Below are 26,246 nucleotides of genomic sequence, written 5' to 3' on the forward strand. Positions count from 1 at the left end.
AGTAAAACAATTTAAGTAAATTAATTTTCTTTTTGCCCCATCATCATCAGATAAGCTTTTAAAAACTCATCTAAATTTCCGTTCATCACTCCTTCTACGTCACTAGTTTCGTATTGGGTACGAACGTCTTTAATTAGTTTGTATGGATGCATCACGTAGTTACGTATTTGCGATCCCCATTCGATTTTCATTTTACCGGCTTCAATATCAGCTCTTTGTTCCAAACGTTTTTTTAACTCTATTTCGTACAACTGTGAGCGAAGCATTTGCAAGGCTCTTTCACGGTTGTCGTGTTGAGAACGGGTCTCGGAGCACTGAATTTGAATTCCAGTGGGTTTGTGCAATAATTGTACTTTAGTTTCTACTTTGTTTACATTTTGTCCACCGGCACCGCTGGAGCGAGCAGTGGTAATTTCGATATCAGCCGGACTAATGGCGATTTCTATAGTGTCGTCTACCAAAGGATATACATATACTGAGGCAAAAGACGTATGGCGTTTGGCGTTACTGTCGAACGGTGAGATTCGCACTAAACGATGTACCCCATTTTCCCCTTTGAGGTACCCAAACGAATAGTCGCCTTCAAATTCTAACGTTACCGTTTTAATTCCAGCGACATCACCTTCTTGGAAGTTGAGCTCTCGGATTTTGTAGCCGTTCTTTTCGCCCCACATCATGTACATACGCATTAACATGCTGGCCCAGTCACAACTTTCGGTTCCTCCTGCTCCGGCAGTAATTTGCAATACAGCACTCATTGAATCGCCTTCGTCGGAAAGCATGTTTTTAAATTCAATGTTTTCGATGTGCGTTTGCGTTTTTTCAAACAGCTCGTCCAACTCCTGTTCGCTCAAATCGCCTTCTTTGCAAAATTCATAAGCAATTTGTAACTCGTCACAAAGATTCACGGCTTTCTCATAATCTTCGACCCATTTTTTCTTGGAACGAAGGTTACGAACAATTACTTCCGCTTCTTTGGCATTGTTCCAAAAATCAGGTGCAAAGGTCTTTTCTTCCTCGTTGGCAATCTCGATTAGTTTGGCATCGATGTCAAAGATACCTCCTCAACGCACCTAGGCGTTCTACAATACCTTTTATTTGATCGGCATTTGTCATATAAATTTTTTATTTTTGAATTTTATAAGGAATTTATCCGTCAATAGTATACACAACGAATAGTATAAATTAAATGAATAATTTATTTCGCTTGGGTTTTATGTAAGTATTGGGGACAAATACTTAGCAAATTTACTAATACTTTTGTTAAAATGGAAATAAATTTAATTAGTGATACTGTCACTAAGCCAACCAACGAAATGTTACACGCTATGTATCAGGCTAGAGTGGGCGATGACGTGTATAAACAAGATCCGACGGTTAATGCTTTAGAGGAGAAAGTAGCCCGTATGTTTGGAATGGAAGCGGCTTTGTTTTTTCCTTCTGGTACTATGGCCAATCAAACGGCATTAAAACTCCATACCAATCCAGGTGATGAGATTATTTGCGATAAATGGTCCCATATTTATCTTTACGAAGCGGGAGGTGCTGCTTTTAACAGTGGTTGTTCTCTAAGTTTGCTCGATGGTCATCGAGGAATGATTTCGGCGGATATGGTTAAAAATGCCATTAACGATCCCGAATTTTTTCATGCGCCATTGTCTACCTTGGTAAGTATTGAAAATACGACCAACAAAGGAGGAGGGGCCTGTTACGACATTGAAACGTTAAAAGAAATCAAGCAAGTTTGTTTGGATCATAACCTGAAATACCATTTGGACGGTGCTCGTTTGTGGAATGCACTCGTAGCCAAAGGACAGTCACCGAAACAATTTGGTGAGTTGTTTGATACGATTTCGGTATGTTTGAGTAAAGGTTTAGGCGCTCCTGTGGGCTCGGTTTTGGTATCTGATGCGGCTACGATTAAAAGAGCGTTACGTATTCGTAAAATCTTTGGTGGCGGTATGCGTCAGGCAGGATATTTGGCAGCGGCGGGAATCTATGCTTTAGACAATCATGTAGAGCGTTTGGCGGAAGATCATCGTAGAGCCAAAGAATTAGCTTTTATTTTACAAAGATTGCCATGGGTAGCTTCGGTAGAACCGGTAGAAACGAATATTTTAATTTTTACGGTACAGTCGCATTTGGATGAAAAATTTGTTATTCAAAAATTGAAAGAAAAGAGCATTCACATTAGTTCTATGGGACAAGGTAAACTGCGTATGGTGACCCATTTGGATTACCGTCAAGTGATGCACGAATATGTTTTGGAAGCGTTACAGCGATTACAATTCTAGCTATGTTCTAACTAGCCAAAAGAAGCTAAAAAGTCGGAATCGATTTTTTAGCTTTTTTTATTGCGGTATGATTGCTGTTACTTTTGGTGTAACTGTTTTTGAATTAGTAAGTTATAATTTTAACTTTTGTTTAAAGCCATAGAACAGTCAAGGGGTTTGTTGTCGTTTCTTTTTTGAAAGTATTTTCACAAATTGATGATGTATTTTTGAAGCAACCATCTTTTGGCGATTAACGTATTCTCTTGTAGGTTATTTTCTTTAATTTGCTTTTCAGTTGTTTGGAAGGTTTGTAACTTATTTTAGCACTTTTGATCGCTGCTTTTCCCAGTTCTTCTTCCTTTTCGGTTGCTGTTCCCGCTATGTTTAATTGAAAGGTTCCTAGAGTTTCAATTTTTACAATATTACCGTTGGTTAACGACTCACCAATAGCCTCGCTCAGGGCTATGATTACGCCATAGCAATCGGCTTTGCTCATGGAGGAACGACTAGCGACGATGCGTGAAAGGTCTTCTAGTGTCACCTCGCCTTGGCTTACTGCACAAGGATAGTATTTGACTTCTGGTGGCGAAACCAAATTGTTTTTCTTGGGAATCATTTTAAAGTGTACGGCCATAAAAAGAGAGTATTCGGTTGGATTATTGGATACAGTCTAGACAAATATAACAAAAGATGTACGACTTTTAGTATAAAGTCGTACATCTTTTGGGTGATTCTTGTACATCTTTTATGCAGAAGTTGTACATCTTTTATAAAATTAACGCGTACCAATCAATTTTATAATCCTCGTAGCGATAGAAAAATCGGAGTTTATTTAAACAAATCCATGCCTGGAATATTTGGCATGCCTTCTTTGGCTACTGCAGCTAATTCGGTTTCGTGAACGTTGGTCGCTTTCTCTATGGCTTTGTTTAAAACGTTAACCAAGTAATCTTCTAACATTTCTTTATCGTTAAGCAAATCGTCTGCGATGGAAATATTCTTGATTTTTCGGTTGGCAGTTAGCGTAACTTCTAACAATCCGTCATTGCTTTTTTCGTCAATTAAAACAAAGTCTAAACGCTTTTTGGTTTCTTCTACTTTTTGTTGGGTTTCTTTCAATTTGCCCATCATGCCCATGATATCTCCAAACATTTCTTTTAAATTTTAAATTAGTTACGCAAAATTACTAAATTGCATCTCATTTAAACAACTAAAAGAAAAATGAAAAACCTCATTAAAATAACTTTTTTAAGCCTTATTTTTGCTTTTTCAATTAACAATGTAACTGCACAAAAGAAAATGTCAAAAAATATTCAGCCTCCGGTAGCTAAGATTGTTCCCAAGAAATTAGAAAAACACGGAGATGTTCGTATCGATAATTACTATTGGTTAAACCAAAGGGAAGACAAAGAAGTGATTGATTATCTGAATGCTGAAAACAAATACTATGAGCAAATGACCGCCCATACGAAGGATTTTCAGAAGCTTTTGTTTGAGGAAATGAAATCGAGAATTAAAGAAGATGACCAATCGGTTCCGTATTTATACAATGGTTATTGGTATATTACCCGATATGAAAAAGGACAAGATTATCCAGTTTATTCTCGTAAAAAAGGAAGTTTAGAGGCTCCTGAGGAAATCATGTTCAATTGTAATGAAATGGCCAAAGGGCTTTCGTATTTTCAATTGGGCGGTGTGAGTGTGAGTCCTAATAACAAGTTTGCCACTTTTGGTGTTGATAAAGTGAGCCGAAGAATTTATACTATTCAGGTTAAAAATCTTGAGACAGGGGAAATTCTTTCGGATAAAATAGAAAACTGTACAGGCGGATCGGTTTGGGCTAATGACAATCAAACTATCTTTTATACTACTAAAGATCCGGTAACCCTTCGTTCTAATAAAATTTTCAAACATAAACTAGGTACAGACTCTAAAGATGACGTATTGGTGTTTGAAGAAAAAGACGAAACGTTTAGTGTTTTTATTTACAAAGAAAAATCGAAGAAATATTTAGTGATTGGTTCTCAAAGTACCATGACTACCGAATATCAAATCCTGAATGCTGATACACCGGATGCCGATTTTAAAGTGTTCCAAAAACGTACTCGTGGGTTAGAATACAATATTTCGCATTTTGGCGATAGTTTCTACGTGTTGACTAATACGGATCAAGCGACCAATTTTAAATTGATGAAAACACCGGAAACGGCTACAGAAAAAGAAAATTGGAAAGATGTTATTGCTCACCGCGACAATGTATTGTTAGAGGACATTGAAATATTTAAAGATTATTTGGTAGTTGAAGAACGTGAGAACGGTTTGACAAAACTACGCATCATGCCTTGGAGTGGTGTAGGAGAGTACTACCTTCCTTTTGACAGTGAAACGTATACGGCTTACACTTCAACTAATGTCGATTTTGATACCACTGTTTTACGCTATGGTTACCAATCGTTAAAAACACCTTCTTCGATCATTGATTTTGATATGAAGAACCAAACCAAAGAAGTGAAAAAAGAACAAGAGGTTTTGGGCGGTAAGTTTAACAAAGACAACTACGAAGAAAAACGTGTTTGGGCTACCGCTAAGGACGGAACCAAAGTGCCTATTTCTATGGTGTATCGTAAAGGAATCCAATTGAATGGTAAGAATCCATTATTGCAATATGCTTATGGATCTTATGGCTATTCGATGGATTGTACTTTTTCTTCAACTCGCTTGAGTTTGTTAGATAGAGGATTTATTTTTGCAATCGCTCACATCCGTGGAGGTGAAGATTTAGGACGTCCTTGGTATGAAAATGGTAAGTTGTTGAACAAAAAGAATACGTTCACAGACTTTATTGACTGTTCTAAGTTTTTAATTGAAAATAAATACACTTCTCCAAAACACTTGTATGCTGAAGGAGGTTCTGCGGGTGGTTTGTTGATGGGTACTGTAATTAATTTAGCTCCAGAATTATACAATGGTGTGATTGCAGCCGTTCCGTTTGTGGATGTGGTGACAACGATGTTGGATGATTCTATTCCGTTAACGACAGGCGAATATGATGAATGGGGTAATCCTAACGATAAAGAATACTATGATTACATGAAATCGTACTCCCCTTACGATAATGTTGAAGCCAAAGCGTATCCTAATATGTTAGTTACAACAGGTTTGCATGATTCACAAGTGCAATATTGGGAGCCGGCAAAATGGGTAGCGAAGCTAAGAGCGGTAAAAACAGATAAAAATGTTTTGTTCCTAGACACCAACATGGATACTGGGCATGGCGGGGCTTCAGGACGTTTTGAAGCACTAAAAGAGATTGCCAAAGAATTTAGTTTTTTACTGGATTTAGAAGGAATTAAAAAATAATTTATAGATTTGTAAAGTTTTGGAGGCTTTAAATTTTTAAGAATTGTAGCCGCAAGTATACTATATGAAAAAAGAAATAAAAGCTTATAATAATGTTTTAGAATTAGTAGGGAACACACCGCTAATCAAACTAAGCAAGCTTACAGAAGAGATTCCGGGTAATTTTTATGCAAAAGTAGAGGCATTTAATCCCGGCCATTCATCCAAAGACAGAATTGCACTTCATATTATAGAAGAGGCTGAACGACAAGGTATTTTGAAACCAGGAGATACTATTGTAGAAACTACTTCCGGAAATACAGGATTTAGTTTGGCTATGGTAAGTATTATTAAAGGTTACGACTGTATTTTGGCGGTAAGTTCGAAATCGTCACCGGATAAGATCGATATGTTAAAGAGTATGGGAGCCAAAGTATATGTTTGTCCTGCTCACGTATCTGCCGATGATGAACGTTCTTATTACAATGTAGCGAAGCGTTTGCACGAAGAGACCAAAGGTTCTGTGTATATAAATCAGTATTTCAATGATTTGAATATTGAAGCACATTACAAAACTACAGGTCCTGAAATTTGGGATCAAACTAATGGGCAGATAACTCACATCATAGCGTGTACCGGTACCGGAGGAACATTGTCTGGAACCGCAAAATTCTTAAAAGAACAAAATCCTAACATTAAAGTTTTAGGAGTTGACGCTTATGGTTCGGTATTGAAAAAATACCATGAAACGAGAGAATTTGACAAAGAAGAGATTTATCCATACAGAATTGAAGGTATTGGGAAGAACTTAATTCCAACGGCTATCGATTTTGACGTGATTGATAAATATACTAAAGTTACCGATGAGGATAGTGCGCACATGACGCGTCAGATTGCTAAAACGGAAGGCTTGTTTGTTGGTTACACTTCGGGAGCGGTAATGCAAGCGATCAAACAATTTGCTGAAGAAGGCGAGTTTGATGAAAACAGTATTGTAGTAGCGATTTTCCCTGATCACGGATCTCGTTATATGAGTAAAGTCTTCAATGACCAATGGATGAGAGACCAAGGCTTTTTTGATAGTGTTAACTTAGAAGAAGTACAAAAAATAGAATACATTAAATAAATAAAAACTCCAGCGAAAGCTGGAGTTTTTTGTTTTACGACACTAAAGTTTTCTTTACTTTTTACGACCAACAAATCGTATTACGAACCCAATTCCATTATGATATAATCCTTCTTTGAGTTCGATTTCTTTTTCTTCTAGGGTTATAATTTCGAAATCTTTGAAATCGGAGCGTATTTCCTCTAGCGAGAATAAAGCATTGATGTCTTTTGGTCCACCTACTTTTTCATTTTTAGAAACATACTCCAAGTGTTTTTTACTGAATGCTTCAAAAATGACTATTCCTCCTTGGCGTAAGTATGAAATGAGTGTTTGATGGATTTGTGATTTCTTTTCAGGCGGAAAGTGAGCAAAGATCAGTGCCATGGCATCAAATTGTTCAGAGGTATAGTGCAGCGTCTCTAATTCGCCTACCTGATAGTCGATGTTTACCTGATTTGCTTCGGCAAGGCGTAAGGCTTTGTTTTTTCCTTCCACACTGATATCGAAAGCAGATACGTTCCAACCCAATTTAGCAGCGAAGACAGCATTGCGTCCTTCACCTTCGGCAGGAAAGAGTATACTTCCGACTTCAAGTTTCTCTAATTGTTCTTTTAGATATTGGTTCGGCTCTATGCCATAGGCAAATTCTTCCTGGGCATAACGGCTATTCCACATCTCTTTTAACGTATTGTTCATTATGTTGCTATTTAGCGGTTACTGTTTGTAGTATTGATTAAAGGCATTGGTACTTTCTAGTTTACATCGCCAAATAACCACCGTCTACAGGATAGTAAGAGCCTGTAACGAACGAAGCCGTATCAGAGGCTAGGAAGAGGCACATGGCTGCCACTTCTTCAGGATTGCCGAGACGATGTAAAGCATGTTTTTGTTCTAATGCTAGTATGGCTTCTTTACCCATCGTGGTTTCGTTTACCAATCCGGTATAGATGAAACCAGGACCAATTGCATTGACTCTGATATTGTCTAGTGCATGATCTAGGGCTCCCGTTTTAGTCAATCCCACGACAGCGTGTTTGGAGGCCACATAAGCAGCCGCTCCTTGAAATGCTACTTGTCCCAAAATAGAGGCAATGTTAATAATGCTTCCTCCTTTCGCTTTGATCATTTCAGGGATTTGGTATTTCATCCCATAGAAAACCCCGTTAAGGTTAATATCGATGACTCTTTGCCAATCGGCTAGGTCTATATCTGCTACCTTGCTGAAAGCGCTTCCCACGCCTGCATTGTTCACGGCGATATGGAGTGCACCAAATGCTTTGATGGTTTCTGCTACCAAATGTTTGCTGTCTTCCGCAATGGCAGTATTCGCTTTTACAAAAATGGCTTCTCCTCCGTTTTGTTGAATTTCTTCCACCACTTTTTTTCCAGCTTCCTCATTGATGTCGCTGATGGTTACTTTTGCTCCTTCTTTAGCAAAAAGTAGGGCAGTGGCTTTACCGATGCCTGAACCAGAACCGGTTATTATAGCTACTTTGTTTTGTAATTGTTTCATGTTTATTGTTTTTTATTGATTCAATGAAAAGGAGACTTCTGTTGATTGGTAAGATTACTATTAGCCTTCTATAATTTTGGTTCTCTAGGCTTTTTGTTTTGGATGGTATAGCATAATGCTTCTACTAATTTAGTAAAAAGGAATGTCAAAAAAAAGGACTCTAGGTTATTCTTAACATTAAAGTTCTTGTAAACAATGGAAGTATGAAGGTAATGGACTGCCTAACTTGATTGTATAATTTGTAGCAATAATTCCAAAAGGAGAGTAAAGAGCCATCGAGGAAATTAGTGAAGTGAACCAAAACGAATGATAGTAGAAAATGTCGTTCTATATCGGTCGCAAGGTTATAAAAAATGGCGAATTTTAGGAAGTAAAGGGTCGTTGTTTAGAAACACATCAGACTTACAGTACCTAAAATTCGCCAAAATATTGAGAGCAGTTTCTATTTTTTTATGGTCCAAAGAGCACCATTCTTGGTGGTGAATTTTTCGAGAATTCCTTTGGTTACCAAGTCGTTTAATTGTTTTTCGCTTTCCGCTCTTGGTGTTCCCGATAATTCGGAATATTCTTTGGCGGTTAAGGAAGGGTATTGAGAAAATAAGACTTCCCAGTTTTTAATGTATTCTTTTTTTGTAGCGGATTCGTGCAATTTTAAAACGGCTGTTTCATAGAACGCATACGGTTTTGAACCATATACTGTTTCTTTTTCTCCGGTAGTACTAATAAAGAACATGGTCGGGAAACCTCTTACGCCAAACTGTTTGGCTAAATTCAAATCTTCTTCGAAGTATACCTTAGCTTTTCCGTTGTAATCGGTTTTTAATTGCTCCACGTTCAGGTTTACCTTTTGAGCAGCGATAGCTAGATTTTCCCATTTAGCAATATTCTTTTTTTGCAAGAAAACCATTTCTCTGATTTCTCTCATAAAGGCTATTGCTTTTTCTTGACTTTGCATTTGAGCCGCTTTAAATGCGATAGAGGGTGGGTAAGAGGATTGTAGCGGATCTTCCAACCAAACATCACCATCAATAGGCATGTCGTAGTATATGCTTACTTCATCCCAATGATGGGCTACATCAGAAGGCTTGCTGATTCCACCGCTATTATAACTCCAATCCGGTAATAAGCCTCCCATACGGTATTCAATTTCTATGCTATTCCCGTATTCTAATTTGAGTTTTCGTAGTTGTGGTTCAATTCCCCAACAAGAAGAGCAAATAGGATCCGTGAAATAGATAACTTTTACCGGTTTTTCTGTGGTTTGTGTTTTAACTTCTTTTGCCGAAGAAGTACTTTCGCCTATTCCACAAATACCTTCTGTAGGGTCACATAAAAGAGGATTGTTTTTGTTTTCCATATTCTTATTGGTTTGTGCTTGACCATTTAGGTTTGTCAGCATGATTACTAGTATTGTTAAAAGTTTCATTGTATTACCTACTTTAAGAGCACACAAAACTACTTAACTATAACTGTAGTTAAGGTATTGTTTTCCTTTTGGAAATTACTTTCCTTTTGGAAACTACCAACGATCTTTGTAATTTTGGAAATAGATAGTTAATAAGTATTTATGAAAAAAAGTGCGACCATCAATGCAACTCCTATATGCAAGATTAAGATGCAAGGGATTAGTGACGCTATGAGTTTGTTGTCTGGAAAATGGAAGTTTCACATTTTAGGAACTCTGATGGAAGGGGATACCTTGGGATTTATGGATTTGTTGCGTGAGATCGAAGGGATAGGGACAAAAATGCTTTCAAAAGAGCTTCAAGATTTAGAGATGAATAATCTGGTAACTCGTACTGTGATGAATACGAAGCCTATAACGGTTAAATATTCGATAACTGAATATGGAAAAACCTTATCACCTCTTATTGATGAATTGGCGAAGTGGGGGATTGACTATCGAAAATCTGTTCGTGAAAGAGGGTAATTAATTATAGTTTTGAAGGTTTAGAGTTGTAGCACAATTTGGATTTCAAACCTAGGTTAAACAAAGTTATATTTCTTGAAAAAGTTGAGATGGTTTAGCCTACTCCATTTCACTGCTAACATCTCTAAAGTTGCGAGATGTTAGGTGAAATTTATACTTTGAATGATTATCAATGGACTAATTCTTTATTATCGAAAATTCATCATTACCGCGAATTATTATTTCTTTTGCATTTTTAATATTCTTCTCCGATTTAGTAAGCAGAGTCACGATATTTAGTTTCAATTTTTCATCTTTGTTTTCAAATGTTTCAATAATAATTTTTAATATATAATTTTCATCAACAACATAAGTATTATAATCAGCATTAATTATAGCATCGTCAATTTTAAAAATAGTCTGCTTTTCTTTAAGCTTAAGGTATTTAGCTTTTAAATCATTTAATGTGATTGGTTTTGGAAGATAATTGTTTTTTGTTTCAATCTTTAATTTTCCATAATATGTCACATTATTGATTACAACTTCGCCTTTTTCAACAGCTACGGAAGAGATTTCATTTGGATTTAATGTTCTAAGAATACTTTCGTTAACCAGTTTACCATTTATGAAATAAGCTGGTTTTTTATTCTGTTTCGTTTCATTTTGGTAGACAATTTTTATTGAATCACTTTGAATAGTAGTTTCAGGATTTGTTATAGTCAATCCAACTACTTTTACAGATTTTTCTTGTCCAAAAGAAACGAAGGCCACTAGTAGACTTATCATAAAAAAGCTTTTTTTCATCAATTTAGTTTTTAATTTATTATCAACGTTTTTTGCTTTGACTCCACGTTACTACCTTTGATCACAATATATAACGAATGTAAACAAATATTACTTGACATAACTATTATTTGGAAAAGATTAACTTCTTAAGAAACTTAAAAACCCGTTATCAAACAAAATTAATTTACGCAATGTGAAACAGTTTTTTAAGGTTTTTGGCTTTTATTTTTGTCGTTTGCCTAGATTTTCAACTTCAGCAATCCATTTTCTTCTTTTTTCTTCTTTCGAATCTTTGATAATTCCAAAATAGGATACTTTAACAGAATTGATTCCACAAAACTGCAATGTTGATTTTTTTAGCTGATTTACACTCGGTCTCCCATAGATTAGCCAATAGTACCAGCTTGGTTGGTCAATTGTGGTGATAATTCGAGCTGTTTTACCTTTTAATAATTTATTTCAAAAAGATTAATATAGCCCAAAGTGGCTAATAAAGAGTAGTTTACAAGAGTGGGAAATCCAATCGGTAACGATTTAGTAATGGTGCTTACTGCACTCGCTTTCATCTGATTACCTTGTAAATCAATACTGCAAATATAAAAAAATAAAGGGTAAAGTACATAGGTGCTTTACCCTTTTTTTCTTTCCTCTCATACAAAAATTATGAAAAAAAATTCCCCCACTGTGGGGAACCTGTGATATTTATTCCAGTATATTTTCCAAATTTTGGTTCATCATCAATAGATGTAATTCCGAAACAGATAGTGATAACTTTTAAAAGACTAAGCTATGGAAATCCTGTTGAGTAAAATATTATCGCAAATAAGGTATCAAGAAGATAAACTCGCTTCCGATTTGATGCCAACGGCGGAAAAGGCGTATCAAATGACCTTATTCCTGAATGAAATGCTTCTTAAAGTAAAAGCCAAGATTGTGCAAAGTGGGTTTAAGAACGAACAGCAGGAAATTAACTTTTTTAAGAACATCAAACCCCAAATCTTAGGAAAGCTCATCTACTACAATAAAGTATTTCGATTTGAAACGACCTGTCCGGTCAGCACAGGGAAAATACATCAGAGTTATTACGAGAATGAATTAAAATCTCTCAAATCAGAATATAAGGAGAGTATTTGCAATACCTATTTTTACAGGTACTACCGTGCAGGAAGAACAGACCGTGACCACAGCTATTTTATGCTCGGAAAAATTAATTACCACGATGGTTTAAATAGCGGAGTTTTTGAAATAGACCTTAGCTTTTCCACTTATTACGATAACAAAATAGCCCATATTATTGCCAATGAACTACTCTATACTTATTTGCTAAACAAAATCAATCCCGAAGAAAATCCTGACTTCGTTTTACTAAATGACGATGTGAATAAGGATATTTCGTGGACTAATTCGCAAAACGCACTTATCGAACTGATATATGCCCTGTATGCTTCCAGTTCTATCTCACACGGAAGTATCGGTATCAGAAAACTGGCTTTGATTTTTCAAATCCTGTTCCGAACTCCTGTAAATGATATACATCACGCTTTCCACAGAATGAAAACCCGTGCAGGTTCCCGAACGGCATTTTTAGACCAGCTTAAAGTTTCATTGGAAGAATATATGGATAAAGACCTTTGACTATTAAAAGGCATTGGTTCAAAGCAGTACATTTATGTGTACTGCTTTTTTTTACCCATATCTGCCAATTGGCAAATGAAGGCAAAATAACGTAGTTAATAATTCAAAAGCCCTCGAAACCCTTATTAAACAAGGGTTTTTCCCGATTGCAAAAATTTTCAAAAAACCGTCAAACCAATTGGCAGACATTGGCAGACAAACTTTGCCACCCTTAGCAATTTTGCATTGTGAACATTAATAGCAATGCAATGAAAATAATCACTATCGAAGAAGAAGCGTGGCAACAGCTCAACAGCCGTATCAATGCGATTGCCGATTATCTCAAAAGGTTAAATGATACAAGCTACGATGACTTGTGGCTGAACAACCACGAGGTATGCCAATACCTGCACATCAGCGAAAAGACTTTGTGGCGTATGCGTACCAAAGGCGAAATAGCTTATTCAAAACTTTACGGGCAATACTTCTATACGATTGGAGCAATCAAGGATATGCTCAATGCCAATGCTATACAAAGCAATGATGAATTTGTACAGGAGCTTATGGCAAAAGGCAAAAGCTATATCAAGAAAGGTAGAAAGCTGAAATCAGGTAAATCTTAAAACGTGCGGTTATGAACATTGACAGAATGGAATTTTTGGCGTGGATGGAACGCCTAATGGAACGCCTCGATATGCTGGGCGACAATATAGACAGCTTACAAAAGAAACGCAACAGCATTGACGGAGAGGAATTGCTCGACAATCAGGATTTACTGCAAATGCTGAAAATCAGCAACCGTTCCCTGCAACGGTATCGCTCCATCGGCAAGTTGCCCTATTACACCATAAGTGGCAAACTGTATTACAAACTGTCTGACGTGCATCAGTTCATCAGGGAAAGTTTTAATCCGCCTTTACCCAAACTGAACGCCAATGGATGACAAACACTGCCTTTGACTGCCATATCAGGCAAGTGAGCAAACGCTTCATATACATTCGGCATTTGAACTTTAAAATATTCAGATTATGAGCGAAGAAACAGAAAACAAACAGCAAACTCCCGAACAGTTATCGGATATATTACTGGTATTGGATAAGCAAAAGAATAAAATACAGGCGGTTACCGGCATAGACGAAAACGGCAAATTGAAGACTACTGACCCCACAAAGGAAAACCAAAGCCAGTTTATGCGTGTGGATAAGCACGGCGATTTGTTCTCCAACTTCTTCTCTAACTTTTGGAGGCAGTTAAAAAATCCGACCAATTTTTCATTCTTCAAAGTATCGGCTGATGAAGCCGTAGATAAGGCTAAGGAAATGCAAAAGCAGGTAGATAATCCTACACCCGAAGGCGAAAAGGAAATGAAAAAGAACGAGGTAAAAGCCGAACCCGAAAATGAACAAAAACAAGAAAATAAAAATGATATGGCAACAACACAGACAACACCGGATACCAGCGAATACCGCTACAAGCCGGAACAGATTGATTGGGAAACAATGAACAATCTCGGAATAGGCAAAGAACGCCTTGAAAAAATGAACCTTTTAGACCCGTTGCTAAGAGGTTACAAGACCAATGACCTTGTACCTGTAAGCGTAAACCTCGGCGGGGCTATTGTTCGCACAGATGCCCGTTTGTCTTTACAGACTGCACCGGACGGAACCGTAGTGGCAGCGATACACGGTATCAGGAAAGAGCCTAACCTGAACTTTGAGTTTTTCGGACACAAGTTTACCGATGAGGATAAGAAAAACCTGCTCGAAACGGGGAATATGGGTCGTGTGGTTGACTTGACCAATTCCAAGACAGGCGAATTGATGCCGTCAATTATCAGCGTGGACAGGCTAACCAATGAGCTGATTGCCCTGAAGACCGAATTTGTCAAAATTCCCGATGAGATTAAGGGTGTAAAATTGAACGATGAGCAAAAACAAACCTTGATGGAAGGCAAATCGCTTTATTTGGAAGGAATGATTTCTAAAAAGGGCGATGAGTTTAGTGCCAATGTACAGTTTAATGCGGATAAAAGATATGTTGAGTTTCTGTTTGATAGAAGTAACAATAATCAGCAAACACAAGAAAACCGGCAGAACAATCAGCAAAGCCAACCGCAGGAAGCTCCGAGAACTTTTAGAGGTAAGGAACTTGATGATGAACAATACAATAAGTTCAAAGCTGGACAAACTGTTTATATAGATGGTCTGATAGATAAAAAAGGACAAAAATATCAGGGCTACATCACGCTCAACAAAGAAACTGGCAAAACAGATTTCTCGTTCCAAAATCCCGACAAGCTCAAAGCCCAAGCGAAACCAACCGAAGCCCACAAAACGCAGACTGCGGTTAATTCCGAGGGAAAAACCAACGAAGCAACCAAGAATATCAAAGAGCCTTTGAAATCGGGGCAGCAAACACCCAAAAATGAAAAACAGCAGGAACAACAGAACAAACCCAAAGCACCTGCAAAATCCAAAGGCGTAAAAAGATAGTGAATAATGAAAACAATTATTGCAGAAAAACCAAGCGTAGCAAGGGAAATAGCCGGACTTGTGGGAGCATCCGATAAAAAGGACGGCTACCTTACGGGTAACGGCTATTTTGTTACGTGGGCATTCGGACATCTGATAGGATTGGGAATGCCCGAAGATTACGGCATTTCGGGGTTTGACAAAGCATCCTTGCCGATACTTCCAAACCCTTTTATGCTGACCGTTCGCAAAGTCAAAAAAGACAAAGGCTATCAAGCCGATGCTGGTGCATTGAAACAGCTAAAAGTGATTGAAAAACTGTTTAACCAAAGTGAAAGCCTCATCGTGGCAACCGATGCAGGTCGTGAGGGCGAACTCATCTTTCGGTACATTTATGAGTATCTGAAATGCTGTAAGCCCTTTAAACGGCTTTGGATAAGCTCGCTGACCGAAAAAGCCATTAAACAGGGCTTTGACAACCTAAAAGACGGAAAGGAATTTGACGGATTATATCAGGCGGCACAAGGCAGAAGCCGTGCCGATTGGCTCGTAGGCATCAATGCTACACAGGCATTGAGCATTGCCGCAGGCAACGGTATTTATTCGCTCGGAAGAGTGCAAACGCCTACACTGGCTTTGATTTGCAAACGGTATATAGATAACAAGAATTTCGCCGTACAGAAATATTGGCAGATACAATTATCCCACTCCAAAGAGCAAATTGATTTTAAAAGTATTTCTGCTACCAAATGGCAGGATAAAAAGCTGGCAGATGATACATTAAAATCTATTGAAAGGAATGGTAATACTGTAACAGTTACTTCCGTAGAAAATAAGAATATAACGGAGCAGCCGCCTTTGCTTTTTGACCTCACAGGCTTGCAAAAGGAAGCCAACAAAAAGCTGAACCTCTCTGCTGAAAAAACTTTGAATATTGCTCAAAGCCTGTACGAAAAGAAATTCATTACCTATCCACGTACCGGGAGCAAATACATCCCCGAAGATATGTGGGCTGAAATTCCCAACCTCGTGAGGGCATTGCAGAACAGGGAAACCTGCAAAGCTGCTTTATCCAAAATTAAATGGGGGCGTTTCAATAAGCGTATTGTAAATGATTTGCGTGTTACCGACCACCACGGATTGTTGATTACAGATAAAGTCCCGTCCGTTTTGAGTGCAGACGAAAATGCGGTGTATGATATGATTGCCTTTCGCCTGCTCGAAGCCATTTCGCAAGCCTGCATCAAAGAAATAACCGATGTTTCCTTACAGGCAATGCACTATGATTTCACCGTAAAAGGCTGTAAAATTTTGGAAGCAGGCTGGCGTATGATTAAGGGTAATTTTTCGGAAGATGATGCAGAACCTATACAGGATTTGCCCGAATTGAAAAAAGGCGATGAACTTAAAATAAAAGAAGCTGCCATTCTCGAAAAGAAAACCAAACCTCCTGTGCTTTATACCGAAGCTGGGCTTTTGTCGGCTATGGAAACCGCAGGTAAGGAAATCGAAAACGAAGAAGAACGGAAAGCCCTGCAAAACATCGGTATCGGTACTCCGGCTACAAGAGCCGCCATTATCGAAACACTGTTTACCCGTAACTATATCCAACGAGAAAAAAAATCTTTAATACCAACCGAAAAAGGATTGCAGGTTTACGAATTGGTTAAAGACCGAAAAATTGCGGACGTGGCTATGACCGCAGAATGGGAACTCGCTTTGCAGAAAATTGAGAACAACGAAGCGAATGCCGGAAGTTTTCAAAAGGAAACGGAAACCTTTGCAAAGTCCATTACCGATGAATTGCTGCAAACCTCCATTGCTCAAAACAGCCTCCCTAAATTGGTTTGTCCGAAATGTAAAAGCCAACAGCTTATTATCCGTGATAAGATTGTTAAATGCTCCGATGAAGTTTGCGGCTGGATACAGTTTCGCAATGTGTGCGAAGTGCAAATCAGTATTTCCGATATTGAAAACCTTGTGAATAAAGGGAAAACCAATCTTATCAAAGGAATGAAAAGCAAGGCAGGAAAGAAATTCGATGCTTATATCGTATTGGATGCCGATTGCAAAACCTCTTTTGAGTTTGATAATAAAAAGCCAAAAAGATAATGACCGATATTACCATATCCCAAAAGGAAATAGCACCGCTTATCCATACCATTAGGGATAAGCAAGTTATTCTTGATGCTGATTTAGCAATGCTCTATCAGGTAGAAACAAAAGCCCTAAACAGGGTTGTAAAGAGAAACCAAAACCGCTTTCCCGAAACTTTTTGCTTTCAGCTTAGCGAACAGGAAGTAAAATCTTTGAAGTACCAATTTGGCACTTCAAACGTTGGACGGGGCGGGAGGCGTACGCTACCCTTTGCATTTTGTGAGCAAGGAGTGGCAATGATGTCCGCATTGTTGCGAAGTGATATAGCGGTAAAGGTCAGCATTGAGATTATGAATGCCTTTGTAGAAATGCGGAAAATGCTTATCAGCAATGCTTCGCTGTTTCATCGTTTGAATAATATAGAACTGAAACAACTACAAGCCGACCAAAAATTTGAGGAAATCTTTAAGGCATTGGAAAGCGACAAGCTCCACAGCGAAAATGGCATCTTCTACAACGGTCAGGTTTTCGATGCTTACGCCTTTGTGTCGGATATTGTACGAAGTGCCAAAAGCTCCATTATCCTGCTGGATAACTACGTGGACGATACAGTGCTGACTTTGCTGGGCAAGCGCAAGGAAAATGTAACCGCTACAATCTATACCAAAACTATCAGCAATCAGCTACGGCTGGATGTACAACGGTACAACAGCCAGTATGCTCCGATTGAAATTGAGGTTTTCTCCGATGCTCACGACCGCTTTTTGATTATTGATAATGCAGAACTATACCACATCGGGGCATCTCTCAAAGACCTGGGCAAAAAATGGTTTGCCTTTTCGAGAATGGATATTGAGGTCGGCAGGATGCTCCAAATTCTAAACAATCCATAAAATGAACCTCTGAATTTTCAGAGGTTTTTTATTGCTCATTGCGACAAATCCTGCCACACAAAGCCAAACCCTGCCACTTCTTCAAAGGCACTTATCTACCGCTATAATTTTAGGCTTCAAGCAAAATTCTAAACAAAATTATAGTATGAGTACACAGCAAAAAGACTTGTCGTATTACAGATTACGACTACAAGAACATCTTAATTCAGGCTTTCCTGAAAAAGCCAGCGACCACAAATTTATCGACCAGCGTTCTTCGTGGGCTGCCAATGCTTACGAGGGTGCTTTCAGTTCGGGAAACGCTATTGAGCAGTGCAACGAAATAGCCAATTACATTCTCTTTGAGGGCTTACATTTTTCAAGGTTCGATACCATTTTTCAGGTGGTCTGCAATGAGTTCGATACCCTAATGGCAGACGAGGAACTTCGACCATTTGCCCTGAAAATGTTCCGTGTTTGCGAGCCTGTTTTTGCCAAATATAAACTGACCGATGATTTCGCCTACGGTTATGAGTTTGATGTACTCTACACCGAAATAACGGGAACCATCGCAATATGGATAACCGAAAATGGGCTTCAGTAAAAAGCAACATCTCCAACAGAATATTGATGCCCTGCGAATTGCTTTTAAACTGGAAAAGGAGAACCGACAAGCCACCGTAGGCGAAAGACTGCTAATGATGCAATACAGCGGATTTGGCGGTCTTAAATTCGTTCTGAACCCCGTTGAATATGAGATGGACATCAACAATTGGAGAAAGACCGAACACGACCTTTTCTCTATTACGCAGGAGCTGCATCAGGTTTTAAAAGAAAATGCCACAGACGAAAAGCAATACAAACGATTTGTGGACAGTATGCGAAGCTCCGTACTCACAGCATTCTACACACCGCCGGAGGTTATAGATGCCGTTTCTTCCGTATTGCGTGATAGCGGTTTGAAGATTGATAAATTCCTCGAACCCTCCGCAGGTATCGGCTCATTTATACAATCCTTTTCGGAAAATCAAAAAGCCAATGTTACTGCTTACGAAAAAGATTTGCTAACGGGCAAAATCCTAAAGCAGCTTTATCCCGCAAATAATATCCGCATAAGCGGTTTTGAGGAAATCCCCGAAAAGGAACAAAGCAGTTACGATGTTGTTGCCAGCAATATCCCGTTCGGTGATACCTCTGTATTTGACCTTTCATACTCCCGAAGTAGAAACCCCGCAAAGGAGCAAGCTGCCCGAAGCATTCATAACTATTTCTTTTTGAAAGGAAATGATATGCTCCGAGAAGGTGGTTTGCAGGCTTTCATTACCTCACAGGGGATTTTGAACAGCCCGAATAATGAGCCGATACGCAGGGCATTAATGGAAAACAACAATTTGGTTTCAGCTATCCGCTTACCCAACAATCTGTTTACAGATTATGCAGGTACAGAGGTTGGCTCTGACCTGATAATCCTGCAAAAGAATACAGCAAAACCAAATTTGACCGAAGCGGAAGAATTGTTTTGCCAAAGCAACAAAACAGGATATGGTACACCCAGCAATGCTTTATTTGAGGACGGTACAAGAATTATACATACGCATTGGAAAGTAGATACTGACCCTTACGGGCAACCTGCATTAATCTATACACACAAAGACGGCGTTGAGGGCATTGCAAATGCCCTCAAAGAGATGCTTTCCGAAGATTTTGGTAACCACCTGAATTTGTCTTTATACAAAGGCGAACAACACGATGAACCTTTTATACAAATTCCAACGCCGGTAATTCCGCCTCCCATTGTTGAGCGTGAAATCATTCAGCCCCAGCAACAGCTTTTTACGACACCTGTGATAAGACAGGAAAGTCCGCAGGAATTAAAACAGCTAAGCATTTTCGACCTATTTGAAAATACAGGTGAAACTGTGGCTGTCCTTGCTCCGCCAAAAAAAGCAACATCAGCCAAAAGACAGACCAGCCAGAGAAAACGAATGCCTATCAGTCGCCAGCCCGACCTGTTCAGTTCTGCAATGCAGCAACCTTACACGCTTCCTGTTTCAAATGGCAATAAAACATTTAATGGCAAAGAACAGGAAGTAATCGGCGATTTGTTTTCGCAACAAAACGGGAATGGCCAAGCTGATAAGCCAGCCATTCCCGTAGCCGTTCTTGCCGCCATTCCCGAACCTGCGCCGTTTAGTAACGAACTGCAATCGTTCCACCGAAACGATTGCCTTGTGGTAGATAATGGCTGGGTGGGTTATCTGCAAAGTGTAGATACCGCAGACGGTACGGCTGTCTTCCACCCGTTGCAATTACCTCCTACGCAAAAAGCAAGAGCCGAAGCGTATATACAGGTACGTGATGTTTACCAACAGCTTTATACCAAAGAAGCACAGCACCAAACTGAACACAAAGAAGAAAGGGAAAACCTTAACCGATTGTACGATGCCTTTATCAAAAGGTATGGCAATCTGAATAGCGCCGATAATATCAAGCTCATTAAAACGGACAGTGCCGGAAAGGAAATGCCTTATCTGGAGCGTGTGGTGGGCGGCGTGGTACACAAAGCGGATATATTCAGCCGTCCGGTCAGCTTTTCCATCACAACATTAGCTACCGACAATCCCGATGAAGCGTTGGCGGCATCGCTGAACAAATACGGAAGTGTGGATTTGGACTATATGTCCGAAGTGAGCAATATGACTGCCGATGTGCTGAAAGAAGCCTTACACGGCAGGATTTTCTATAACCCTTTGCAACAGGAATATGAAATCGCCGAACGCTGGATTGCAGGTAACGTGGTAGAAAAAGCGGCGGATGTAAGAAACTACCTCGAAAACAATCCCGATGATGCCCAAGCCAAAGAAAGCCTTACTGCTTTGGAAGAAGCCCGCCCAAGACGAATTGAATTTGAAGAGCTGGACTTTAACCTCGGCGAACGCTGGATACCGACTGGCGTTTATGCCCGTTTTGCTTCGCATCTTTTCGATACGGATGTGCGTGTACATTATTCCGAAAGCTCCGATGACTTTTCTGTAACCTGTGGACAGAAGAATGTGCATATATGGGACAAATATGCTGTTAAGGCAGAGAGCAGAACGTTTGACGGGATTAACCTGCTGAGGCACGCCCTTGTCAATACTACGCCTGATATTACCAAGAAAATCACAATAGATGATAAGGAAGTAAAGGTTAGGGATATGGAAGCCATTCAAATGGCAAACACCAAGATTGACGAAATCCGAACTGCCTTTACAGAGTGGCTCCACGCCCAAAACAATGAGTTTAAAAACAGGCTGACCGACCAATACAATGATACCTTTAACTGTTTCGTCCGACCGAATTATAACGGAACACATCAGGAGTTTCCGGGATTAGACCGCAAGGGGTTAAAAATCCAAGACCTGTATGATAGCCAAAAGGACACCGTTTGGATGATTAAGCTCAACAACGGTGCTATCTGCGACCACGAAGTAGGTGCAGGAAAAACGCTGGTAATGTGTACGGCAGCACAGGAAATGAAGCGGTTGGGGCTGGCTCACAAACCAATGATTATCGGGCTGAAAGCGAACGTACCCGAAATTGCCGAAGCATATAGAACCGCCTATCCGCACGCTAAAATACTCTATCCGGGCATTGACGATTTTACGCCTAAAAAACGCTTGCGGATTTTTGGTGATATTAAAAACAACGATTGGGATTGCGTGATACTCACACACGACCAATTTTCTATGATACCGCAATCGCCCGAAATGCAAAAGGAAATTCTCGAAATAGAACTGGACAGTGTGGAGCGTAACCTCGATGTGCTGCAATCGCAAGGAAATGAAGTTACCAGAGGGATGCTTGCCGGAGCGATAAAGCAAAAAGAAAATCTCGAAGTAAAGCTGAAAACCCTGCAACACGATATTGAGAACCGTAAAGATGATGTGGTGGACTTCAAAATGATGGGCATAGACCATTTGTTTGTGGATGAAAGCCACCAGTTTAAAAACCTCATTTTTAATACACGCCATTCAAGGGTTGCCGGATTGGGAAATATGGACGGAAGCCTAAAGGCTTTGAACCTGCTCTTTGCCATTCGCACTATCCAAGACCGTATTGATGCGGATATGGGTGCTACTTTTCTTTCGGGTACAACCATCAGCAATTCACTGACAGAGTTGTATCTGCTGTTTAAATACCTACGCCCAAGAGCATTGGCAAAGCAAGGCATTCATTCTTTTGATGCGTGGGCGGCTATTTACGCCCGTAAGACCACCGATTATGAATTTTCGGTGGCTAATAATATCGTGGCGAAAGAACGTTTCCGCTATTTTATCAAAGTACCGGAACTGGCTCAATTCTATTCCGAAATCACGGATTACCGTACAGCGAAAGATATTGGAATTGACCGCCCCGAAAAGAATGAGGTGTTATACAACATACCGCCAACTCCCGACCAGGAAGCATTTATCCAAAGCCTGATGCAGTTTGCCAAAACGGGCAATGCCACTTTATTAGGAAGAGAGCCGCTTTCTCAACGGGAAGAAAAAGCAAAAATGCTGATTGCTACGGACTACGCCCGTAAAATGTCGTTGGATATGCGAATGGTAAGCGATATTTATGAAGACCACCCCGACAACAAGGCTTCTCATTGTGCCGCTAACATTGCGAAGTATTACCACCAATACAATGCGCAAAAAGGAACGCAGTTCATTTTCTCGGATTTAGGTACTTATAAACCGGGTGAATGGAATGTATATTCTGAAATTAAACGCAAGCTCGTGGAAGACCACAACATACCTCCACACGAAGTCCGGTTTATACAGGAAGCTAAGAATGATAAGCAGCGTAAGGAACTTATCAAAGGAATGAACGAGGGCAAAATCCGTGTGCTGTTCGGTTCAACAAGTATGCTCGGCACTGGCGTAAACGCACAGAAAAGAGCCGTTGCCGTACACCATTTGGATACACCGTGGCGACCGAGCGACCTTGCCCAAAGGGACGGGCGGGCTATCCGAAAAGGCAATGAAATTGCAAAGCATTTTGCGGACAACAAAGTACAAGTAATTATCTATGCCGTAGAAAAATCACTGGACAGCTATAAGTTCAACCTGCTATTCAACAAACAGCTTTTTATCGACCAGCTAAAGAATAATAATCTCGGTAAGCGTACCCTTGACGAGGGTAGTATGGACGAAAAATCGGGTATGAACTTCTCGGAATATGTAGCAATTCTCTCAGGAAATACCGACTTGCTGGATAAAGCCAAAATAGAAAAGCAGATTGCCGGACTGGAAAGCGAAAAGCAGGCTTACAGTCGTTCTAAATACAGTGCCAAATATAAATTGGAAGACTATACAGCCGAACTTGACAAAGCCCAATCACGCTTTGACCGTATGAGCCTTGATTGGGGAAACTTAGAGCAACGGTTACAAAAACGGCAGGACGGTACGGTTGTAAATGCTCTTGTGCTGGACGGTTTATCGCCGAATGCCGATGTAAAACAGACGGGTGCAAAACTTAACCAGCTTGCGGACAAAGCACGTACAGGAGGCGATTATGAAGAAATCGGTAGCCTGTATGGTTTTCAGCTATTGGTAAAAACCGAAGTTTCCCAAAAAGAGGGCGTGGATATTCGTGTGAACCGATTTTTTGTACAGGGCGAGGGCAATATCAAATACACGTTCAATAACGGTGTTATGGCAAAAGACCCCGAAACGGCATCACTGAATTTTTTAAGGGCTTTGGAAAAGCTGCCTGTCTATATTAAAAAGGAACAGGAGAATATTGCCGAGTTCCAAAAAGATTTGCCTGTGCTTCAGGAAGTGGTTAACGGTACGTGGTCTAAAGAAACCCGTTTAAGCGAACTTAAAACTGAACTGGCTGCCGTAGAAAGGAAAATACAGCTTTCCATAGAACCTGTTAAACAAGTAGAAGAACCTGCGGAACAAACTGAAAAAAAGCAGCAAGCTCCAAAGGTGTCAGAAAGCATTATCAGAACTAAAGGTATCCATTTGCCACGAGGCGTACTATGAAAAGAAAACGGGGATCTGCAAGTCCCCGTTCCTTTTTTATCAATTTCTAATATTCATCTTCTTCCAGCTCATCCATCCGTTTTATCAGCGCATCACGCAGGCTGTCAAGAAACTTCGTCCGGTTTATTTTTCGGGCTTTCAGCTCCATAAATGTATGGTAAAAGTCGCCTAAATCAACATTAAAGATGCTTTCAAATGTTTTGGCGATTACTTTAATATCCGTATTGTCAAATACACCCTGAGCGTGAAGGGCATATATCAATTCTGTCAATGCAGTTTTACTGCCTCGCCAATTTAAGTTAGGTAATTCTATTGATTTGCTTTTATGTATCGGGCTGTGAAGCTGGTCTTCAAGATATACTTGTATCAGGTCATTGGCGATGATTTTTGCAGCCTTATAATCGTGGGAAGTGGAAAAATTATGGTCCGCTTCAAAATAATAGGTGTCCAGACTTAGTTTAATGTCATACTTTCCCCGTACAAATAGCTTATCATCTATAAAAGTATTATTGGTTCTGTAATATTTATAAAATTCGAGGTTATTGTCAAAATATCTTTTGAGTTTTTCCAATTCATCATTATAGTATTTCTTCACTGCCTTACCGCCATAAGGTTTCTTTGTTTCGATTTTATAGATAGCGTTATAATAGATGAGCTTTGAAACAATAGCGGGCTTTTGATGCTTGAAAAAACGAATTTCTTCCTCTACATTTTTAAATCCTCTGTTCAATACATATTCTTTCACATTAGACAGGCATTTGATGATAAGTTTTATTATCACTTCAATCTGTTGTATGGAGCAATCCGTTTCAGTTTCTAATTCTTTGATTGCGGCTTCCAGATTATTCAACGTTTCGTTATAAAATTTATCCATCCTGTTTATTTTGAAATTTCTATTGGACACCTACATTGAATTAGTTGATGTCATTACATAGGGTTAGCTAATCGGTCAAAGTGCCTTTTTACGATTTCCTTTCGATGATTTAAAGGTTAAAACAGCAATTACCGCCAAAGCCAACGTAAGCATACCTCCATACAAGAACTCTTTTTCGGGAAACCGTGTGCCTAAAAAACCTGCTATCGGGTATGCTATTGCCCACCACAAATGAGAAAACGCAAAGTGAGAACCGTACACCTTACCTTGATTTTCTGATGCAATGTTTTCGCCTATTAATGTTTCTGACGGCATATCGGCAAGCGTTTGACCTATACCTGCCAAAACCCATAAGAACAGCAAGCCGTTGTACGGAACAAAATTGGCAAAGCTGATAGCTAAACCTATCAGGACAGCCCCGCTTATCAGCGATATGCTCCGTGTTTTGGTTTTATCAAGGCTGCCTAACAGAAAAGCCGTGATAGCTGCGCCTACTCCGAAAATTGCCATTATCCAGCCGTAATGCTTATCATCTAAAGCTAAAGATGTTTTTACCAAACCAACGGTATTTACCAATACCATAGCTCCGGCAATAGCAGATATAAATTCAATACTTAAAGAGAACCTTAAAATCTTGTTTCCAAACAATAAGCGAATACCTTTTATTACTTCGCTCCACGTATTGCCGGGCGGTGTACTATCGGTATTCACTCCTTTTTGCAGTGCTGCCACCGGTATAGTCAATATCAGTAGTATGGCAATGAATAATGTTGCTCCATTGACAAAGAAAATCTGCTTGGCTCCTAACCATACCGCAAATATCCCCGCCAATGCAGGACCAAATACGCTTAACAACTGAAAAGTTGCCATTGATAAGCCGTTGGCTTCCCTGTATATTTCTTTGTCTACTATCTGTGGGATAATAGCCCTGTATGTTGGCGTGAAGAATGCAGCGAATACGTTCAATGCAAATATCAACCCATACACCTGCCACTCGGCATTTACAAACGGCAGCATACACACAATTGCCATTCTTGCCAGTTGCGTTATCAGCAATATGTTTTTTCGCTTTAATTTTTCAGACACTACGCCTGCAAAGGGCGAAAAAATGATATACGCCGTTACCCGCAAAGTGAGAGCCGATGCCAATATAGCTGCCGCATTATCGGGGCTGATTTCATAGGTAAGCAATGCCAATCCTAACCACGTAAAGGCATCCCCGAACAAACTTGCGATTTGGGCAAAATAAAGCCTTGCGAAAGTCGAGTTCCGTAATGTTTTAAATGGTTCTGTAAACGCTTTTTTTAATAATTGTAATTCCATTTTACATTTTTAAATTATTCTTATTAAGCGGATAAGCACCGCCGTCAGAC

General features: G+C 39.5%; 21 protein-coding genes and 1 pseudogene. 12 read left to right on the forward strand and 10 right to left on the reverse strand.

The window, feature by feature from the left end:
* Nucleotides 1-20: 20 nt before the first annotated feature.
* A protein-coding gene (gene prfB / locus NAT50_RS10120; protein ID WP_250593164.1) for a peptide chain release factor 2 occupies nt 21-1,116 on the reverse strand; the annotation gives its coding sequence in 2 pieces (ribosomal slippage) (nt 21-1,052 and nt 1,054-1,116; 1,095 coding nt in all).
* A 152-nt stretch (nt 1,117-1,268) separates the two neighbouring features.
* Between prfB and NAT50_RS10125 the strand changes: the two genes are divergently transcribed.
* Nucleotides 1,269-2,294, forward strand: coding sequence for a threonine aldolase family protein (locus NAT50_RS10125; protein ID WP_250593165.1), 1,026 nt, complete (start codon nt 1,269-1,271; stop codon nt 2,292-2,294).
* Nucleotides 2,295-2,523: 229 nt separating this feature from the next.
* On the opposite strand, the gene NAT50_RS10130 is transcribed toward NAT50_RS10125, so the two are convergent.
* Together NAT50_RS10130 and NAT50_RS10135 are read right to left on the reverse strand one after the other, a co-directional pair.
* Nucleotides 2,524-2,907: an HU family DNA-binding protein gene (locus tag NAT50_RS10130; RefSeq protein WP_250593166.1), complete on the reverse strand. Its 384-nt coding sequence runs from the start codon at nt 2,905-2,907 to the stop codon at nt 2,524-2,526.
* Nucleotides 2,908-3,101: 194 nt separating this feature from the next.
* A complete protein-coding gene (locus tag NAT50_RS10135) occupies nt 3,102-3,425 on the reverse strand; it encodes a YbaB/EbfC family nucleoid-associated protein (RefSeq protein ID WP_250593167.1) in 324 nt (107 codons plus the stop codon).
* Between the two features lie 69 nt (nt 3,426-3,494).
* On the opposite strand from NAT50_RS10135, the gene NAT50_RS10140 reads away from it, so the two are divergent.
* On the forward strand, nt 3,495-5,633 hold the full coding sequence (locus NAT50_RS10140) for a S9 family peptidase (protein WP_250593168.1): 2,139 nt from the start codon (nt 3,495-3,497) through the stop codon (nt 5,631-5,633).
* 64 nt (nt 5,634-5,697) lie between these two features.
* Nucleotides 5,698-6,738, forward strand: coding sequence for a PLP-dependent cysteine synthase family protein (locus NAT50_RS10145; protein WP_250593169.1), 1,041 nt, complete (start codon nt 5,698-5,700; stop codon nt 6,736-6,738).
* 54 nt (nt 6,739-6,792) lie between these two features.
* On the opposite strand, the gene NAT50_RS10150 is transcribed toward NAT50_RS10145, so the two are convergent.
* The 3 genes from NAT50_RS10150 to NAT50_RS10160 form a co-directional block, all read right to left on the reverse strand.
* Nucleotides 6,793-7,416 carry a class I SAM-dependent methyltransferase gene (locus NAT50_RS10150; RefSeq protein WP_250593170.1) on the reverse strand — a complete coding sequence of 208 codons (624 nt, stop codon included), beginning with the start codon at nt 7,414-7,416 and terminating at the stop codon, nt 6,793-6,795.
* A gap of 61 nt (nt 7,417-7,477) precedes the next feature.
* Complete coding sequence (locus NAT50_RS10155) at nt 7,478-8,233, reverse strand: SDR family NAD(P)-dependent oxidoreductase (protein WP_250593171.1); 756 nt, start codon at nt 8,231-8,233, stop codon at nt 7,478-7,480.
* 442 nt (nt 8,234-8,675) lie between these two features.
* On the reverse strand, nt 8,676-9,590 hold the full coding sequence (locus NAT50_RS10160; RefSeq protein ID WP_250593186.1) for a ClpXP adapter SpxH family protein: 915 nt from the start codon (nt 9,588-9,590) through the stop codon (nt 8,676-8,678).
* Nucleotides 9,591-9,848: 258 nt separating this feature from the next.
* On the opposite strand from NAT50_RS10160, the gene NAT50_RS10165 reads away from it, so the two are divergent.
* The gene (locus NAT50_RS10165; protein ID WP_250593172.1) at nt 9,849-10,163 is read left to right on the forward strand and encodes a winged helix-turn-helix transcriptional regulator; all 315 of its coding nucleotides are present in this window, start codon (nt 9,849-9,851) and stop codon (nt 10,161-10,163) included.
* 177 nt (nt 10,164-10,340) lie between these two features.
* On the opposite strand, the gene NAT50_RS10170 is transcribed toward NAT50_RS10165, so the two are convergent.
* Nucleotides 10,341-10,928, reverse strand: a complete 588-nt coding sequence (locus tag NAT50_RS10170; RefSeq protein ID WP_250593173.1) for a hypothetical protein — start codon at nt 10,926-10,928, stop codon at nt 10,341-10,343.
* Nucleotides 10,929-11,150: 222 nt separating this feature from the next.
* Nucleotides 11,151-11,387, reverse strand: a pseudogene (locus NAT50_RS10175) (NAD(P)H-dependent oxidoreductase); the annotation flags it as partial.
* 330 nt (nt 11,388-11,717) lie between these two features.
* Here NAT50_RS10175 and NAT50_RS10180 point away from each other — a divergent pair.
* The 8 genes from NAT50_RS10180 (at nt 11,718) to NAT50_RS10215 (ending at nt 23,999) form a co-directional block, all read left to right on the forward strand.
* Nucleotides 11,718-12,563, forward strand: coding sequence for an RteC domain-containing protein (locus NAT50_RS10180; RefSeq protein ID WP_002996078.1), 846 nt, complete (start codon nt 11,718-11,720; stop codon nt 12,561-12,563).
* Nucleotides 12,564-12,811: 248 nt separating this feature from the next.
* On the forward strand, nt 12,812-13,165 hold the full coding sequence (locus tag NAT50_RS10185) for a helix-turn-helix domain-containing protein (RefSeq protein WP_002996076.1): 354 nt from the start codon (nt 12,812-12,814) through the stop codon (nt 13,163-13,165).
* An 11-nt stretch (nt 13,166-13,176) separates the two neighbouring features.
* Entirely contained in the window at nt 13,177-13,485 is a 309-nt protein-coding gene (locus NAT50_RS10190; RefSeq protein WP_002996071.1) for a helix-turn-helix domain-containing protein, read from the forward strand.
* Between the two features lie 85 nt (nt 13,486-13,570).
* Nucleotides 13,571-15,034: a DUF3945 domain-containing protein gene (locus tag NAT50_RS10195; RefSeq protein ID WP_002996066.1), complete on the forward strand. Its 1,464-nt coding sequence runs from the start codon at nt 13,571-13,573 to the stop codon at nt 15,032-15,034.
* Nucleotides 15,035-15,040: 6 nt separating this feature from the next.
* Entirely contained in the window at nt 15,041-17,125 is a 2,085-nt protein-coding gene (locus NAT50_RS10200) for a type IA DNA topoisomerase (protein ID WP_002996062.1), read from the forward strand.
* Entirely contained in the window at nt 17,125-18,003 is an 879-nt protein-coding gene (locus NAT50_RS10205) for an ORF6N domain-containing protein (protein ID WP_002996058.1), read from the forward strand. The genes NAT50_RS10200 and NAT50_RS10205 overlap by 1 nt, the downstream gene beginning before the upstream one ends.
* Nucleotides 18,004-18,148: 145 nt before the next feature.
* Entirely contained in the window at nt 18,149-18,586 is a 438-nt protein-coding gene (locus NAT50_RS10210; RefSeq protein ID WP_024567727.1) for a DUF1896 domain-containing protein, read from the forward strand.
* Nucleotides 18,573-23,999, forward strand: a complete 5,427-nt coding sequence (locus NAT50_RS10215) for an N-6 DNA methylase (RefSeq protein WP_024567728.1) — start codon at nt 18,573-18,575, stop codon at nt 23,997-23,999. The genes NAT50_RS10210 and NAT50_RS10215 overlap by 14 nt, the downstream gene beginning before the upstream one ends.
* 46 nt (nt 24,000-24,045) lie before the next feature.
* On the opposite strand, the gene NAT50_RS10220 is transcribed toward NAT50_RS10215, so the two are convergent.
* Together NAT50_RS10220 and NAT50_RS10225 are read right to left on the reverse strand one after the other, a co-directional pair.
* Nucleotides 24,046-24,873, reverse strand: coding sequence for an RteC domain-containing protein (locus tag NAT50_RS10220; RefSeq protein ID WP_024567729.1), 828 nt, complete (start codon nt 24,871-24,873; stop codon nt 24,046-24,048).
* A gap of 75 nt (nt 24,874-24,948) precedes the next feature.
* Nucleotides 24,949-26,196 carry an MFS transporter gene (locus tag NAT50_RS10225; protein ID WP_024567730.1) on the reverse strand — a complete coding sequence of 416 codons (1,248 nt, stop codon included), beginning with the start codon at nt 26,194-26,196 and terminating at the stop codon, nt 24,949-24,951.
* Between the last annotated feature and the right edge of the window lie 50 nt (nt 26,197-26,246).

Source organism: Flavobacterium luminosum (assembly GCF_023635005.1).
Lineage (GTDB): Bacteria > Bacteroidota > Bacteroidia > Flavobacteriales > Flavobacteriaceae > Flavobacterium > Flavobacterium luminosum.